The sequence below is a fragment of the Variovorax sp. GW821-FHT09A10 genome (genome assembly GCF_059418385.1).
Genome location: NZ_JBWKPT010000002.1, coordinates 569857 through 585524, shown reverse-complemented (window position 1 = coordinate 585524; position 15668 = coordinate 569857). Strand labels below are relative to the sequence as shown.

General features: G+C 70.3%; 11 protein-coding genes. 8 read left to right on the top strand and 3 right to left on the bottom strand.

The annotated features are described in order from the left end of the window. The first annotated feature begins 11 nt into the window (after positions 1-11). The 7 genes from AC07Q9_RS09505 (at position 12) to AC07Q9_RS09475 (ending at position 11760) form a co-directional block, all read left to right on the top strand. The gene (locus AC07Q9_RS09505; RefSeq protein WP_495308973.1) at positions 12-1484 is read left to right on the top strand and encodes an aldehyde dehydrogenase; all 1473 of its coding nucleotides are present in this window, start codon (positions 12-14) and stop codon (positions 1482-1484) included. A 39-nt stretch (positions 1485-1523) separates the two neighbouring features. After that, positions 1524-3137 carry a GMC family oxidoreductase gene (locus AC07Q9_RS09500; protein ID WP_495308971.1) on the top strand — a complete coding sequence of 538 codons (1614 nt, stop codon included), beginning with the start codon at positions 1524-1526 and terminating at the stop codon, positions 3135-3137. 262 nt (positions 3138-3399) lie between these two features. Next, on the top strand, positions 3400-6168 hold the full coding sequence (locus AC07Q9_RS09495; protein ID WP_495308968.1) for a winged helix-turn-helix domain-containing protein: 2769 nt from the start codon (positions 3400-3402) through the stop codon (positions 6166-6168). A gap of 133 nt (positions 6169-6301) precedes the next feature. Then, positions 6302-7297, top strand: a complete 996-nt coding sequence (locus tag AC07Q9_RS09490) for a Bug family tripartite tricarboxylate transporter substrate binding protein (RefSeq protein WP_495308966.1) — start codon at positions 6302-6304, stop codon at positions 7295-7297. 14 nt (positions 7298-7311) lie between these two features. Then, positions 7312-8166: an enoyl-CoA hydratase/isomerase family protein gene (locus AC07Q9_RS09485; protein WP_495308964.1), complete on the top strand. Its 855-nt coding sequence runs from the start codon at positions 7312-7314 to the stop codon at positions 8164-8166. Between the two features lie 22 nt (positions 8167-8188). Further along, on the top strand, positions 8189-10540 hold the full coding sequence (locus AC07Q9_RS09480; RefSeq protein ID WP_495308962.1) for an acyl-CoA dehydrogenase family protein: 2352 nt from the start codon (positions 8189-8191) through the stop codon (positions 10538-10540). Then, complete coding sequence (locus tag AC07Q9_RS09475) at positions 10537-11760, top strand: CaiB/BaiF CoA transferase family protein (RefSeq protein ID WP_495308959.1); 1224 nt, start codon at positions 10537-10539, stop codon at positions 11758-11760. Before AC07Q9_RS09480 ends, AC07Q9_RS09475 begins: the two co-directional genes overlap by 4 nt. Before the next feature lie 43 nt (positions 11761-11803). On the opposite strand, the gene AC07Q9_RS09470 is transcribed toward AC07Q9_RS09475, so the two are convergent. Beyond that, a complete protein-coding gene (locus AC07Q9_RS09470; RefSeq protein ID WP_495308957.1) occupies positions 11804-12778 on the bottom strand; it encodes an NAD(P)H-dependent flavin oxidoreductase in 975 nt (324 codons plus the stop codon). Between the two features lie 164 nt (positions 12779-12942). Here AC07Q9_RS09470 and AC07Q9_RS09465 point away from each other — a divergent pair, with 164 nt between their 5' ends. Continuing rightward, positions 12943-13992 (top strand): CaiB/BaiF CoA transferase family protein, encoded by a 1050-nt coding sequence (locus AC07Q9_RS09465; RefSeq protein ID WP_495308955.1) that lies wholly within the window; start codon positions 12943-12945, stop codon positions 13990-13992. Between the two features lie 148 nt (positions 13993-14140). Here the strand turns inward: AC07Q9_RS09465 and AC07Q9_RS09460 are convergent, their stop codons facing one another. Together AC07Q9_RS09460 and AC07Q9_RS09455 are read right to left on the bottom strand one after the other, a co-directional pair. Further along, on the bottom strand, positions 14141-14821 hold the full coding sequence (locus tag AC07Q9_RS09460) for an ankyrin repeat domain-containing protein (RefSeq protein ID WP_095745272.1): 681 nt from the start codon (positions 14819-14821) through the stop codon (positions 14141-14143). Further along, a complete protein-coding gene (locus tag AC07Q9_RS09455; RefSeq protein ID WP_070060615.1) occupies positions 14818-15624 on the bottom strand; it encodes a TatD family hydrolase in 807 nt (268 codons plus the stop codon). Before AC07Q9_RS09455 ends, AC07Q9_RS09460 begins: the two co-directional genes overlap by 4 nt. Positions 15625-15668 lie beyond the last annotated feature (44 nt).

Here is a 15668-nt window from a genome sequence, read left to right as displayed (position 1 = left end):
AGGAAAGAACCATGCACGACTACAAGATTCTCATCGACGGGCAATGGCTGAACGCCCGTTCCGGCCAGACGCTCGACACAGAAAATCCCTACACAGGCAAGCCCTGGGCCCGCATTCCCAAGGCGGCGCCCGAGGATGCGGATGCCGCCGTGCGCGCGGCCCACAGGGCCTTGAAACAGGGCCCGTGGGGGTCGCTCACCGCCAGCGGACGTGGCGCGCTCCTGCGCCGGCTGGGCGACCTGATCGCCGGCGAGGCCGAGACGCTGGCCCGCACCGAGGTCCGCGACAACGGCAAGCTCTTCGCCGAGATGCGCGCGCAGCTGAACGCGGTGGCGCACATGGCGCACTACTACGCGGGCCTGGCGGACAAGGTGGAGGGCAGCGTGCCTCCGCCCGACCGCAGCGGCATGTTCACCTATACGCGCCGCGAGCCCGTGGGGGTCGTCGTCTGCATCGCGCCGTGGAATTCACCACTGGCGCTGCTCGCGTCGAAGGCCTTTCCCGCGCTGGCCGCCGGCTGCACGGTCGTTGTCAAGCCGTCCGAGTACACCTCGGCCTCTTCGCTGGAGTTCGGTCGATTGTTCGAGCAGGCCGGCTTTCCGCCGGGTGTCGTGAACATCGTGACCGGCCTGGGTGCCGACCTGGGCGAAGCGCTGGTGACGCATGCACTGACGGCCAAGATCGCCTTCACCGGCGGCGAGGCGGCCGGTCAGCGCGTCAACGAATTGGCCGCGCGCGATTTCAAGAGCGTGACGATGGAGCTGGGTGGAAAGTCGCCCAACATCGTCTTCGACGATGCCAACCTGGATGACGCGGTGAACGGCGCAGTCGCGGGTATCTTCGGGGCCGCGGGGCAGACCTGCATCGCGGGCTCGCGCCTGCTCGTGCAGGAGAGCATCCACGACGCATTCGTCGAGCGGCTGGTGGCGGTCGCCAAGGTCGCACGCCTGGGCGATCCGAACCTGCCTGACACTCAGATCGGCCCGATCGCGACCCGGCCCCAGTACGACAAGATCCTGAAGTACATCGAGATCGCGAAGAACGAAGGCGGCCACTGCGTGCTGGGCGGACGCCCGAGCGCGGAGCTGGGCGGCCTGTTCATCGAGCCGACGATCTTCACCCGCATCCACAACGGCATGCGCATCGCGCGCGAGGAGGTCTTCGGGCCCGTGCTGTCGATCCTCACCTTCAAGGACGAGCGCGAGGCGCTGGAGATCGCCAACGACACCTTCTACGGCCTGGCTTCGGGTGTCTGGACCCAGAACATGGGCCGGGCGTTCCGGATGGCCAACGCGCTGGAGGCTGGGACGGTCTGGATCAACACCTACCGGGCGCTGGGCGTGCACATGCCGTTTGGCGGCTTCAAGCGCAGCGGGCTGGGGCGCGAGAACGGCCTGGAGGCCATCGAAGGCTACCTGCAGACGAAGAGCGTGTGGCTCAACTACGACGCGCCGACCGCGAATCCGTTCGTGATGCGCATCTAGTGCCAGCCCAGCCCCAAGCCATCAGGAACAACGCCTCTCATGACACAGACAGAACAGTACGACTACATCATCGTCGGCGCGGGATCGGCGGGCTGTGTGCTCGCCAACCGGCTTTCCGAAGACGCTTCGAAAACGGTGCTGCTGCTCGAAGCCGGCCCCGAAGACCGCAGCATGTGGATGAAGATCCCCGCCGGGACGACCAAGGTCTTCCGGCCCAGCGCCGTCAACTGGGGCTACTTCACCGAGCCCGAACCGAACCTGCGCGGCCGGAAGATCTACTGGCCGCGTGGCAGGACGCTGGGCGGATCGAGCTCGATCAACGGCATGGTCTATCTGCGCGGCCATCCGGAAGACTACGACCAGTGGGCGCACCTGGGCAATCCGGGCTGGGGATGGAATGACGTGGTGCCGTACTTTCGCAAGAGCGAAGATCAGCAGCACGGCGCCAGTGCCCTGCATGGTGCCGGCGGCCCGCTGGCCGTGACCGACCCGGTCATCGACGATCCCGCTGGGCGGCTCTTCATCGAGTCGGCGATCAACACCGGTTCGCCCTTGCGCAGGGATTTCAACGACGGCGTGCAGGAAGGCGTTGGGCGGGCGCAAGTCACCGTGCGCGATGGCCGCAGAAGCTCGACCTCCGTTGCTTTCCTGCACCCGGTGCGCGGGCGTGCCAACTTGCACATCGCCGTCGAAGCGCTCGCCGAAAAAGTGGTGCTCGAAGGCAAGCGCGCCACAGGCGTGCGCTATTCACAGCGCGGCGTCAGCAAGCTTGCCACCGCCCGGTGCGAGGTCATCCTGTGCGGCGGCGTGATCAATTCACCGCAGCTTCTCATGCTCTCGGGCATCGGCCCGGCGGCACATCTGCGCGAGCACGGCATCGACGTTGCGCTGGACTTGCCGGGCGTGGGAGAGAACCTCCAGGACCACCTCTACGTGTACTACGTGGCGAAGTGCGAGAAGTCCATCTCCCTGAACCACAAGCTCTCGGGACCGAACCTGTACGTCGAGGCGATGAAGTACTTCGCGAACCGCAGCGGCTACCTGAACATCGGCGCGGTCCAGGCGACTGCGTTTGCCCGCGTCGGGCCGCAGGCCACCCGACCCGACGTGGAGGTCAGCTTCCGGCCGATGAGCCTGAACATCAGCAAGAAGGGCGACATCGCGCTGGACAGCTTCCCGGGCATCAACGCCTCGTGCAGCTTGCTGCGTCCCCGGGCCCGCGGGCGCATTCGCCTGGCCAGCGCCAATCCGCGCGATTACCCGCGGATCCACGCCAACTACCTGGACAACACAGAGGATCTGCAAGTGATGCGCGAGGGACTTCGCTGGATACGCAAGACCTTCGAGACCGAGCCGCTCTCGCGCTTCATCCGGAGCGAGCACGCGCCGGGACATGCAGTCCAGTCGGACAGCGAGTGGGAGGATTTCATCCGCGACTCGGCTCAGTCCGTCTACCACCCGGTGGGCACCTGTGCGATGGGCAACGACGGCATGGCTGTACTGGATCACGAACTGCGAGTGCGCGGCATCGACGGCCTGCGCGTCGTGGATGCCTCTGTCATGCCTCGAATAACCTCTTCCAACACGAACGCGCCTGCGATCATGATTGGGGAAAAAGGCGCCGACATGATCCGCGCGACAGAGGGACGTTGACGCCAGATCCCCAACTGCCGAGAACCGGGTTCCTTCTTGCCCGTCGGTGTCGTCGGTTGGCCGCCTGCACATCGGCGGCGCTGATGTGATCTTCGCCAGGGGCGTTTGGACAGGACGGGTGGTTGTTGCGGGCGTAGATCGGGCGCTCGAACGTATCCGGGCTGTCGACCTTGGTGATACCGGCATCGCGGTCGATGCAGCAGCGTGGCGGGGCGCCCCCCCTGCGGGTGGGCCGGGGCACGGTGCGCGAGAATCCACGCCGATGCCGACCCTGCCCACCGAGCGCACGAAACACAACGATGCGCAGCCCGTGTCCGGATCGCTCCCGCGATCCGCCGGGCTTTTGCTGTCGCGCGAAACCTTGCTCGCGCGTTTGTCCTTGTCTGCGTCGGCGCCGCACCGGCTCGTCGTCGTTCAAGCGCCCGCAGGCTGCGGCAAGACCTCGCTGCTGCAGCTGTGGCGCCGCGAACTGGTGGCGGCGGGTTCGGAGGTCGCCTGGGTCGCGCTGGGCAGCGACGACAACGACATCCCGCGGCTGGTCGACGACCTGTTCGCGGCGCTGGAGCCGATCGACGCCGCCATCACGCGCGAGGCGCGGCTGCTGGCCGGGCGCGGCAGCGATGCCGAGGCGGTCGAGCGCATGGTCATCGGCCTGGTGCAGGGCATCGCGGCCAGCGGGCGCGACATCGTGCTGGTGCTCGACGACGCGCACCACCTGCACGGCGGCGAGGCGGTGCATGCGATCCAGCTGCTGGTCGAGTACGCGCCCGTCAACCTTCGCTGTGCACTGGCCACGCGCACCGCGCTGCCGCTGTTCCTCGCGCGGGCGCGCGCCGCCGACCAGGTGCTGCAGCTGGGCCCCGACGACCTGCGCTTTTCGCGCGACGAATCGGCCGAGTTCCTGCGCGGGCGGCTGTCGGGCGCCGACGACCGCATCGCCGAGCGCCTGCATGCGCTGACCGACGGCTGGCCGGCCGGGCTGCAGCTGCTGAGCGTGGCGCTGCGCCGCCGGCCGGGCGCGCTGCCGGCGCAGCTCGAGCGCGTCTGCGATCCCAAGACTTTTTCCGCCTACCTCGAGCACGAGGTGCTGTCCCGCCTGGCGCCGGACGAGCTGCGCCTGATGGTGTGCTGCGCGGTGTCGTCGCGCTTCAATGCGTCGCTGGGCGCGGCGCTGCTCGGCGAAGCACAGGCCGCGGCGCGCTGCGCGGCGCGGCTGGGCCGGCTCGCGGGCGAGGGGCTGTTCATGACCCGCGCCGCCGGCGCGGACGACCCGGCCGCGTGGTGGCGCATCCATCCGCTCTTGCGCGACGTGCTGCGCGCCCGCTTCGAGACCTGGCCGGCGCCCGAGCGTCGCCGCGTCCATGTCGCGGCCTGGCACTGGTTCGCGGCCGAGGGCCTGCACCACGATGCCGTGCGCCATGCGATGCAGGCCGGCGAGGCCGACGCCGCCGTCGAACTGGTCGAGGGCTGCGCGAGCGACCTGTTCGTGCGCGGCGAGCTGCGCCAGCTGGTGAGCCTGGTGCGGCTGCTGCCGCCCGCGCTGCTGCGCGAGCGCGCGGGGCTGCGCCTGTGGATGGCCTGGGTCGAGGTGTACGAGCGTCGGCTGGCCGACTGCGCGCGCACCGTCGCCCAGCTGCGCATCGACCTGGCCGACGCCCCGCCCGCCATGCGCTACCGGCTCACGCTGCTGCGCGGCCTGCTGGCGGTGCAAAGCGACGACACGCTCGGCGCCATGGCGATCCTGCAGGAGCTGCAGCACGCGCCCGAAGGGGCCGACGGCATCGCGCGCGCCGGGCGGCGCAACATCCTGAGCTGGCTGTACATCTACCGGGGCGAGTACGAGCGCGCGCGCCGCATCCAGCTCGACGAGGAGCCGCCGCTGGTCGAAGGCCAGGTGCTGCACGGCACGCCTTTCGGCGCACTGGTCGGCCGCTGCCTGGTCGGGCTCGCGCACGGGGTCGAAGGCCAGATGATCCAGGCCGAGCGCATCTACCGCGACGTGCTGTTCGAAGCCGACCAGCGCGGCGGCAGCTGCGTCGACGCCGCCTGCATGGCGGCTGGCCTGCTGGCCGAGGTGCTGTACGAGTTGAACGACCCGGTCGCCGCGGCGCAGCTGATCGAGCAGCGGCTGGACGTGATGGAGCGGGTGTCCATTCCCGACACGGTGGTGCGCGTGATGCTGGTGCTGACGCGCGCCCACGGCATGGCCGGCCGCCCGCTCGACGCCTTCGCCCACCTGGAGCAGGTCGAGGACTACGCGCAGCGCCTGGGCCTGGACCGCGTGCTGGCCTACTGCCTGCTGGAGCAGTTCAAGCTGCATGCACAGCGCGGCGAATCCGAGGCGGCGCGCCAGTGCATGGCACGGCTGGACGCGCTCGATGCGCGGCACGCGGGCGTCGAGTCCGAAACCCTGAGCGAGATCATGGTGGTCGCGGAGCGCGCGCGCATCCGTCTGGCGATCTGGGACGGCGATCTGCAGGGCGCGCTGCGGCGCATCGACGCGCTGTGGGTCCTGTGCGAGCGGCGCGGGCGCATCCGCCGCCTGGCCTACCTGCACCTGCAGGCGGCCGTGCTCGAGCGCCGGTTGGGGCGCGACGACGTGGCGCGCGAGCGCACGCGCGAAGCCCTGCGCATCGGCCACCGGCTGGGCCTGGTGCGCTCGCTGCTCGACGCCGACCCCGACGCGCTGGCCCTGATCGAGGCCGTGGGCAACGAGCCCGGCACGGACCCGCTGCTGGCCTTCTATGCCCGGCGCGTCCAGGCCTCGGCCCGCCAGCCGCAGGCGAACGCAGGGGGCGGGCAGGGCGCAGGCAGTGACGCGGCCCGCACCGCCTCGTTCGAACTGCTGAGCCCGCGCGAGACCGAGATCGTGCAGCTGCTGCAGCAGTCGATGCCGAACAAGAAGATCGCGCGCGCCCTCGGGGTGTCGCTCGACACCGTGAAGTGGCACCTGAAGAACGTCTACGGCAAGCTCGGCGCGACCGGGCGGGACGACGTGGTGCAGCGGCTGCGCGCCGCCGGGCCGAAGTAGGGCCGGCCCACCCCCACCGGGTTTTCCCGAGCCGCCCCAAAGGGGTGGGGTGTTCGCCGCACCGAACCGGATGATGACCTCCAGCGCGTCGCGTCGTTCCTGAGCGCGACAGCGACTTCCAGGAGACGCATCCATGTCCGTTCGATTTCTTCCCTTTGCCGGTGCGGTCCGCGCGCTGCTTGTCGGTGCCGTGTTCGCGGTGTGCGCACAGGCGCAGGCCGCCGGCTACCCCGAGCGCCCCGTGCGCATCCTCGTGGGCGTGCAGGCCGGCGCCAGCACCGACACGCTCGCGCGGCTGGTCGCGCAGAAGCTCGGCGACCGGCTGGGGCAGCCGTTCATCGTCGAGAACCGCACCGGCGCGGCCACCCGCATCGGCATGGAGACCATGGCGCGCGCGCCGGCGGACGGCTACACGCTGGGCCTGGCGAACGCGGTCTCGACCAGCTTTCCGCTGATGTTCGACAACTTCCCCTTCGTGCCGGGCAAGGACTTCGTGCCGGTCTCGATGGTCGGCCGTGCGCCGTCGTTCCTGGCCGTGCGCAGCACGCTGCCCGTGCGCAACGTGGCCGAGTTCATCGCCTACGCGAAAGCCAACAGCGGCAAGCTGAGCTTCGGCTACGGCGGCGCGGGCAGCAACCCGCACGTGGCCGCGCTCACGCTGGTGCGCTCGCTCGGCGTGAAGGCCATCGGCGCGCCCTACAAGGGCAATGCGCCCACGGCGCTGGCCGTGGCGGCGGGCGAGGTCGACTTCGCAATGCTCGAGTACGCCGCCGTGCGCCCGATGGTGGAGCGCGGCAACATCCGCCTGCTGGCGGTGACCGAGCCCAAGCGCTTCGCGCTCACGCCCGACGTGCCCACCGGCGCCGAGCAGGGCCTCACGCGCGAGATCGAGGGCATGACGCCTTGGTTCATGTGGCTGGCGCCGGCGGGCACGCCCAAGCCGGTGGTCGAGCTGCTGAACCGCCACGTCAACGAGATCCTCAGGCTCCCCGAGGTGCAGCAGCCGCTGCGCGCCGCCGGCATCGAGCCCGAGGGCAGCACGGCCGCCGCGGCCACCGACTACTTCCTGGGCGAGCGCGCACGCATCACGCGGCTGTCGCAGGAGCTCGGCGTGTCGTTCAAGGAATGAAACGAAAGAACCCCATGGCATCCGACACCGAGATCCTTTCCCTGCGCGAATCGCGGCTCGTCATCGACGGCCCGGTCGCCGAGTTCTCCCACCAGCGGCCCGGCGCGCGCAACGCGCTGTCGATGGAGCTGCGCGCCGACTACGCCGAGATGCTGGCGCGCGTGCGCGAGAACCGCGCGCTGCGCGTGCTGGTGCTCACCGGCTCGGGCGGCAGCTTCTGCGCGGGCGGCGACGTCAAGGGCATGAACGAGCGGCTGCAGGACCCCGACCCCGAACGCAATTCGCCCGACGCCACGCGCCGTCGCCTCATGGACTCGCAGCTGTGGCTGACCCAGCTGCGCGAGCTCGACCTGCCGGTGATCGCCGCGGTGGACGGTGCGGCCTACGGCGCCGGCTTCGGCCTGGCGCTGCAGGCCGACTTCATCCTGGCGTCGACGCGTGCGGCCTTCTGCATGTCGTTCGCGCGCATGGGCGCCGTGCCCGACTACGGCGCGCTGTACACGCTGCCGCGCATCGTGGGGCTGGCGCGCGCCAAGGAGGTGATGCTCACCGCGCGCCGCATCGGCGCGCAGGAGGCGCAGGCCATGGGCTTCGTCCATGCCGTGCACGAACCCGAGGCGCTGGCGCAGGCCGCGCGCGACTTCGCGCACCGGCTGTCGGCCGGCCCGCGCGAGGCGGCAGCCATGACGCGCGGCCTGCTCAACAAGAGCTTCGAGACCGACTACGCCACGCTGGCCACGCTGGAGGCCTGCGCGCAGGGCGTGGCCATGGCCTCGGCCTACCACGCCGAGGCGGCGGCGCGCTTCGCCCGTGGCGAGCCCGGCCTGTTCGACTGGGACCGCGACAGCGCCGCGCCGCAGCAGAAATAGAACGAGAAAGAGCACTTTCATCATGTCCCCTCATGCATCCACCGCCGACCTCGAGGCTTTCCGCGCCGAGGTGCGGCAGTTTCTGGACGAAGCCATTCCCGCCGACATCCGCGCCTCGGTGCGCGCGCACTGCCTGGTCACGCGCGAGCAGGCCAGCCGCTGGCAGCGCATCCTGCATGCGCGCGGCTGGGGCGCGCCCGGATGGCCGCGCGAACACGGCGGCCCCGGCTGGTCGCTCGTGCAGCAGGCCGTGTTCCGCGAAGAGCTCGCCGCCAGCGATGCGCCGCGCTACGAGAACCTGGGCATCGACACCATCGGCCCGACGCTGATGCGCCACGGCACGCCCGCGCAGCAGGCCCGCTTTTTGCCGCGCATGCTGTCCTTCGACGACTACTGGGCGCAGGGCTACTCCGAGCCCGACGCCGGCTCCGACCTGGCCTCGCTGCGCACGGCCGCGCGGCGCGAGGGCGACCACTACGTCGTCAGCGGCACCAAGATCTGGCAGAGCTACGGCCACTGGGCCAACTGGGCGCTGGTGCTGGTGCGCAGCGACGCCGGCGCGGCGCGCAAGCAGGACGGCATCTCGGTGCTGCTGATCGACCTCGAATCGCCGGGCGTCACCGTGCGCCCGATCCGCTTCATGAACGGCGCGCAGTTCCACGTGCAGCTGTTCTTCGACGACGTGCGCGTGCCAGTCGAGAACCTCGTCGGCGTCGAGCATGCCGGCTGGAGCGTGGCCAAGGGGCTGCTGGTGATCGAGCGCCTGTTCGTCGCGCGCGTGGCCGAGTGCAAGGCCGACCTGGTCGAGACCGGGCGCATGGCGGCCGGGCGCGGACCCGGCGGCGCCTCGCTGCTCGAACAAGACGTGTACGCGCGGCGCTTCGCGGAACTCGACGTGCGCGCCCGTGCACTCGACGCCGCCTGGTGGCCCGCCGTGCGCACGGTGGAGGCCGGCGGCGACGCGGGCCTGGAGGCCTCGCTGCTCAAGTTGCAGGGCAACACGCTGCTGCAGGACCTGCAGCAGCTGCAGCTCGAATTCGCCGGCCTCGAGGCACTGCCCTGCGATGCGGGTGCGATCGAGGGCGTGCCCAACCCCGCGCCGCTGTCGCCCACCCATGCGGAAAACCTGGCGCTGCATGTCTGGCGCTACCGGGGCATCACGCTGGGCGGCGGCACGTCCGAGGTGCAGCGCGGCATCGTCTCCAAGGCCATCTTCGGCGGGCAGAGCGCGCTCGACGGCGATGCCGGCGAGCCGCTGAACGACGAGCAGGCGATGCTCGACGCGGCGCTGCGCCGCCTGCTGGCGCAGCGCTACGCCTTCGAGCACCGCCAGCGCGTGCTGGCGGACCACGGCGGCTTCGACGCGTCGTTCTGGCAGGCATTGCACGAACTCGGCATCGGCAGCCTGTGCGTGCCCGAACGCGACGGCGGCTTCGGCGGCGGCGCGGTCGAACGGTGCGCCGTCATGGAAGCGACCGGCGAGGCGCTGCTGCTCGAGCCCTTGCTCTGGAGCACGGTGCTGGGCGCGCAGCTGGTGAGCGACACGCCGCCTTCGCAGCTGCGCAGCCGCCTGCTCGACGGCCTGGCCGAGGGCACGATGCGCCTGGCGTTCGCGCACGGCGAAGGCAACGGCGTGGCCGATGTCGCGCGTGTCGACACCCTCGCGCGGCGCGGCCGCGACGGCTGGCGCCTGAGCGGCCACAAGCGCTTCGTGCTCGGCGGCGACGGCGCGCAGACGCTGCTCGTGAGCGCGCGGCTCGAAGACGGCGGCCTCGGCCTGTTCGCCTGCGGTGCGGGGGCCGCAGGTGTGGCACGGCGCAGCTACCGCCTGCACGACGGACGCGGCGCCTGCGATGCCGTGTTCGACGACGTGGCGCTGCCCCTCGACGCGCTCATGGCCGGGCCCGAGCGCGCCGGCGAGATCATCGAAGAGGCCGTGGCCTTCGCCACCCTCGCGCTGGCCGCCGAGAGCGTCGGCGCGATGCGGCGCGCGCTGGCACTCACAGTCGACTACCTGCGCACGCGCAAGCAGTTCGGCCGTGCGCTGGCCGACTACCAGGCCCTGCAGCACCGCGTGGCCGAGCACTACCGGCTGTGGGGACAGGCGCGCACGCTGGTGCGCGAGGCCGCGCAGGGCTGGCCCTCGGTGTCGCCGCAGGAGCGCGTGCGGCGCGTGAGCGCGGCCAAGTACGCCGCCGGCCTGGCGGGCCGCGCCATCGCGCTCGACAGCCTGCAGCTGCACGGCGCTATCGGCCTGCAGGACGAGACCGCCATCAGCCACTACGCCAAGCGCCTCACGGCCAACGACGTGCTGCTCGGCGATGCCACCTTCCATCTCGGCCGCTTTGCCGCCGCAGGAGCCGCGACCCCATGACCTCCCGCCAAGAACCCGGCCGGGGCCAGGGCCCGCTGGCCGGCCTGCGCGTGCTCGACATCGCCACCGTGGTGGCGGCGCCCTCGGCCGCCGCGCTGCTGGCCGACTACGGCGCCGAGGTGCTCAAGATCGAGCTGCCCGGCGTGGGCGACGGCTGCCGCGCCTTCCCGCCCTTCAAGGACGGCAAGGCGCTGTGGTGGAAGGTGACCAACCGCAACAAGAAACTGATCTCGCTGGACCTGCGCAAGCCGCGCGGCCTGGCGCTGTTCAAGCGCCTGCTGCCGCGCTTCGACGTGCTGATCGAGAACTTCCGTCCCGGCACGCTCGACCGCTGGGGCCTGGACCGCGACACGCTGTGGGCGCTGAAGCCGGGCCTCGTCATCCTGCGCGCCACCGCCTTCGGCCAGACCGGCCCGTACCGCGACCGGCCGGGCTTCGCGCGCATCTTCGAGGCCATGGGCGGGCTGACCTACATCTCGGGCGAGGCCGACGGCCAGCCCATGCATGCGGGCTACCCCATCGGCGATTCGATCGGCGGCCTGTTCGGCGCGCTCGGCGTGATGACCGCCCTGTGGAAGCGCGCGGCCCACCCCGAGGCGCCGGGCGAGGAGATCGACCTGTCGCTCACCGAGGCCATGCTCAAGCTGATCGAGTTCCTGCCGATCAAGTACGACCTGCTCGGCGAAAGCCACGAGCGCTCGGGCAACACCAGCCAGTACGCGGCCCCCACCGGCGTGTACCGCACGCGCGACGGGCAGTGGGTGTCGCTGTCGGGCAGCACCAACGCGCTGTTCGCGGCCAACTGCCGCGCCATCGGGCGCGAGGACCTCTTGGCCGACCCGCGCTTCGGCAGCAACCCGGCGCGCTGCGCGCACACGGCGGAACTCAATGCGCTGTTCGCCGACTGGTTCCTGGCGCACGATCTGGACGAGGGGCTGGCCTCCTTCGAGCGCCACCAGGGCACGCTGGCGCCCATCTATTCGGCGCGCCAGATCGTGGAAGACCCGCAGGTGAAGGCGCGCGGGTTCCTGTGCAGCGTGCCCGACCGCGACTTCGGCGAGGTGCGCATCCAGGGCGTGGTGCCGCGCTTCCTGCGCGACCCCGGCGCCATCCACACGCCCGGCGGCGCGATCGGCGAGGACAACGCCGAGGTGTTCGGCGAATGGCTCGCGCTCGATGCGGACGAGCAGGCGCGGCTGCGGGAGGAGGGCGTGATCTGAGGAGGGGCGCCACGCGCCCCATGCCTTGCACTGGGCGCGTGCCTCAGGCGGCCACGCCGAACCCCAGCCGCGCCCGCGCGTCGTCGTATTCGCGCCGCAGCCGGGCACCGATCTCGGCCGCGGGCCGGACCTCGCCGATGCAGCCCACGCCTTGCCCGGCCGACCAGATGTCGCGCCACACCTTGGCCTTGGCCATGCTTTCCGAGCCGAAGTCTTCTTCGGCGGCGCCGCGCGCGGGCAGGGCGTCGGGGTCGTAGCCCGCCGCCGCCACGCTGCTGCGCAGGTAGTTGGCATGCACGCCGGAGAACAGGTCGGTGTAGACGATGCCTTCGGCCGGCGCGTCGAGCACGGCCTGCCGGTAGGCCGGCACGATGCTCGCCTCGCTCGCTGCCAGGAAGCGCGTGCCCATGTAGGCGAGGTCGGCGCCCATGGCCTGCGCGGCCAGGATGTCGTCGCCCCGCGTGATCGCGCCGCCGAGCAGCACCAGGCCGCCGAACCACTGCTTCACCTCGCCCACCAGCGCGAAGGGCGACAGGCGCCCGGCATGCCCGCCGGCGCCCGCGCACACCAGGATCAGGCCGTCCACGCCGGCCTGCGCCGCCTTGCGTGCGTGCCGCTGGTTGACCACGTCGTGGAACACCAGGCCGTCGTAGGCGTGCACGGCTTCCACCACTGGTGCCGGGTTGCCCACCGAGGTGATGACGATCGGCACGCGGCGGCGCACGCAGGTCGCGAGGTCGGCGGCGAGGCGGTCGTTGGTCTTGTGCAGGATCAGGTTCACCGCGTAGGGCGCGGCGAGCGCGTGCGGGTGCGCGGCGTCGTGCGCCGCGAGCTGCTGTTCGATGGTGTCGATCCACGCATCGAGCGCGGCGGCGGGGCGTGCGTTCAGCGCGGGAAACGAACCGACGATGCCGGCCTTGCACTGCGCCACCACGAGCGCGACGCCGCTGGCGATGAACATGGGGGAGGCGACGGCCGGCAGGCGCAACCGCTGGAGCAGGGGGTGAGGGGAGGTCATGGCGCAAGTAGATGCCGCCGCGCACGCCAAGGCCCCACTCTTCAGGAGTGGGTGAGAAGGCCGTGGCCGCGCGGATCATCGGATGCGGGGTGCCGCCACCGGTCGACCCCGAGCAACAGCGAACACGCGAGGCCCGGAAGGCCGCGCAAGAAAGGCAACTCCTGATGAACGAACACGCCTCCGCCGCCCCGGCGCTCTCCATGCCCTTGCAGGGCGTCCGCATCGTCGAGTTCGAGGGCATCGGCCCGGGCCCGGTGGCCGGGCGCATCCTGGCGGCACTCGGCGCCGAGGTCACCGTGATCGCACGCCCGCACAGCGGCGCCGTGCAGCGCCTGGGCAGCACCACCGACAACCCGCTGCGCGCGCGCAAGCAGGTCGTCACGCTCGACCTGAAGACGCCCGAAGGCGTGGCGCAGGCCCTGGACCTCGTGGCCACGGCCGATGCGCTCATCGAAGGCAACCGCCCGGGCGTCATGGAGCGCCTTGGGCTCGGCCCGTCGGTGTGTGCGGCGCGCAACCCGCGCCTCGTCTATGGCCGCATGACCGGCTGGGGCCAGGACGGCCCGCTGGCGCAGGCCGCGGGGCACGATCTCAACTACGTGGCGCTGACCGGCCTGCTGTCGCTGTCGGCGCAACCCGGCGCGACCCCGATGGTGCCGCCGACCCTGGGCGACGCCAGCGGTGCGCTCGGCCTGGCCTTCGGCATGGTCAGCGCACTGCTGGGAGCGCGCAGCACGGGGCAGGGCCGCGTGGTCGACGCGGCGATCCTGGACGTGGTCGCGATGCTGGGGACGCTGGTGCACTGGCTGCATGCCAACGGCAGCATCGGCGGCACGCAGCCCAGCGTGTTCCACGACTCGCCGTTCTACGACGTGTATGCCTGCAAGGGCGGCGGCTTCGTCACCGTCGGCGCCATCGAGCCGCAGTTCTACGCCTTGCTGCTCGACAAGCTCGGCATGGCCGACGTGGACCCGCGCGAGCAGATGCAGCGCGAGAAATGGCCGGCGCTAAAGCAGCGCTTTGCCGCCTGCTTCCTGGGCCGCACGCGCGACGAATGGTGTGCGCTGCTCGAGGGCAGCGACGTGTGCTTCGCGCCGGTGCTGACGATTTCGAAGGCCGCCGTGCATCCGCACAACATGGCGCGCCGTCTGTTTCCTCAGACACCCTCGGGGGCGATCGATACGCAGGTGGTGCCGCGCTTCGCGGCGTTGTGAAAGGAGGGGGCGCCTGCGCGCGCCTCAGGCTTCCAAAAGAGATTGCTATTGGAAGTCGACCGCGAGCACCGTGCATTTGATTTTACATAATGCACATTGTGTCTATTTCAGATGAGCCATCCCAGCCGCATTCAACCCATCCGGCCACTCACCACTTCCCATCCTTCGGCACCGCCTTCACCCCATTCGCCTTCGCATCCCCAGCCGCCTTGATCAGCTCCGCAGACTCAGCCCGATTGGCCTTCACCGCAAAGTCGACCGCAGTCATGCCGAGCTGGTTTTTCATCGCCGTGTCCGCGCCTTCGGCCAGCAGCAGCTTCACGGCATCGTTCGATCCGTACATCGCGGCCATCATCAGCGGCGTGGTGCCGTTGGGCGACTGGGCGTCGATGAAGGCGTGGTTCTCGAGCAGCAGCTTCATGATCGACAGTTGCCCGCTGCTGGCGGCGTAATGCAGCGGTGCCCAGCCGGTCTTGTTGACGGCGGCGTCGCGTTTGAGCAGTTGTACGACCAGGTCCTGCTGGCCCTTGATCGACGCCAGCATGAGCGGCGTTTCGTCCTTGGCGTTGGCCAGGTCGACGTTGAGCTGCGGCGACTCCATCAGCACCTGGATGACCTTCGGCGACGGCTCGCGCAGCGCGAGCATCAAGCCGGTCTGGCCGTGTTCGTCGCGCGTATTCGGGTCGAAACCGCGGTTCAGCAGGGTGCGCACACCGCTGGCGTTGTCACCGCGCACGGCGCGGAAAAAGTCCTCGAAGGAACCGGCATGCGCTGCAAAAGATGCAGCCATAACAACAAGATATATCGACTTCTTAAAGTAGTTTTTCATGATTTGACTTCCCTGAATAGAGCTTCGAAGTTGTCGCTTGTCGCCTTGGCGATGTCCTCTACGGGCATTTGTCGCAGTTCGGCGATCTGTTGTGCCACGAAGGGCACGTACGACGGGTTGTTGGTCTTGCCTCGGTACGGCACGGGAGCCAGGTACGGGCTGTCGGTCTCGATCAGCATGCGGTCCAGCGGCACGAAGGCCGCCACGTCGCGCAGGTCCTGGGCTTTCTTGAAGGTCAGGATGCCCGAAAAGGAAATATAGAAACCCAGGTCGAGCGCGGCGCGTGCCACCTCGGCGGTTTCGGTGAAGCAATGGAACACGCCGCCGGCCGCCCTGCCCGCGCCGTCTTCGCCCTCCTCCTTGAGGATGGCCAGCGTGTCGGCCGAGGCGTCACGCGTGTGGATGATCAGCGGCTTGCGGGTCTGCTGCGCGGCGCGGATGTGCACGCGGAAGCGGTCGCGTTGCCACTCCATGTCGGCGATGCTGCGACCGCCCTTGCGTTCTTCCATCTGGTAGTAGTCGAGGCCGGTTTCGCCGATGGCCACGACACGCGGGCGTGCCGACAGGCGCACCAGGTCTTCCACGGTGGGCTCGGCGATGTCCTCGTTGTCGGGGTGCACGCCCACGCTGGCCCAGAAGTTGTCGTAGCTGGCGGCCAGGGCCTGCACGTCGTCGAATTCCTCGAGCTTGGTGCAGATGCACAAGGCCCGATCGACCTTGGCGGCGGCCATGGCGGCGCGGATCTGGGGCATCTGGTCCGCGAATTCGGGAAAGGTCAGGTGGCAGTGGGAGTCGGTGAACATCGGAAAGGATGAAGTGCGGTGCGCCTGTGGGAGATCGCGCCGTG

Coding starts and splice junctions, on each gene's coding strand:
- AC07Q9_RS09505 (WP_495308973.1), top strand. CDS start 12: ATGCACGACTACAAGATTCTCATCGACGGGCAATGGCTGAACGCCCGT.
- AC07Q9_RS09500 (WP_495308971.1), top strand. CDS start 1,524: ATGACACAGACAGAACAGTACGACTACATCATCGTCGGCGCGGGATCG.
- AC07Q9_RS09495 (WP_495308968.1), top strand. CDS start 3,400: ATGCCGACCCTGCCCACCGAGCGCACGAAACACAACGATGCGCAGCCC.
- AC07Q9_RS09490 (WP_495308966.1), top strand. CDS start 6,302: ATGTCCGTTCGATTTCTTCCCTTTGCCGGTGCGGTCCGCGCGCTGCTT.
- AC07Q9_RS09485 (WP_495308964.1), top strand. CDS start 7,312: ATGGCATCCGACACCGAGATCCTTTCCCTGCGCGAATCGCGGCTCGTC.
- AC07Q9_RS09480 (WP_495308962.1), top strand. CDS start 8,189: ATGTCCCCTCATGCATCCACCGCCGACCTCGAGGCTTTCCGCGCCGAG.
- AC07Q9_RS09475 (WP_495308959.1), top strand. CDS start 10,537: ATGACCTCCCGCCAAGAACCCGGCCGGGGCCAGGGCCCGCTGGCCGGC.
- AC07Q9_RS09470 (WP_495308957.1), bottom strand. CDS start 12,778: ATGACCTCCCCTCACCCCCTGCTCCAGCGGTTGCGCCTGCCGGCCGTC.
- AC07Q9_RS09465 (WP_495308955.1), top strand. CDS start 12,943: ATGAACGAACACGCCTCCGCCGCCCCGGCGCTCTCCATGCCCTTGCAG.
- AC07Q9_RS09460 (WP_095745272.1), bottom strand. CDS start 14,821: ATGAAAAACTACTTTAAGAAGTCGATATATCTTGTTGTTATGGCTGCA.
- AC07Q9_RS09455 (WP_070060615.1), bottom strand. CDS start 15,624: ATGTTCACCGACTCCCACTGCCACCTGACCTTTCCCGAATTCGCGGAC.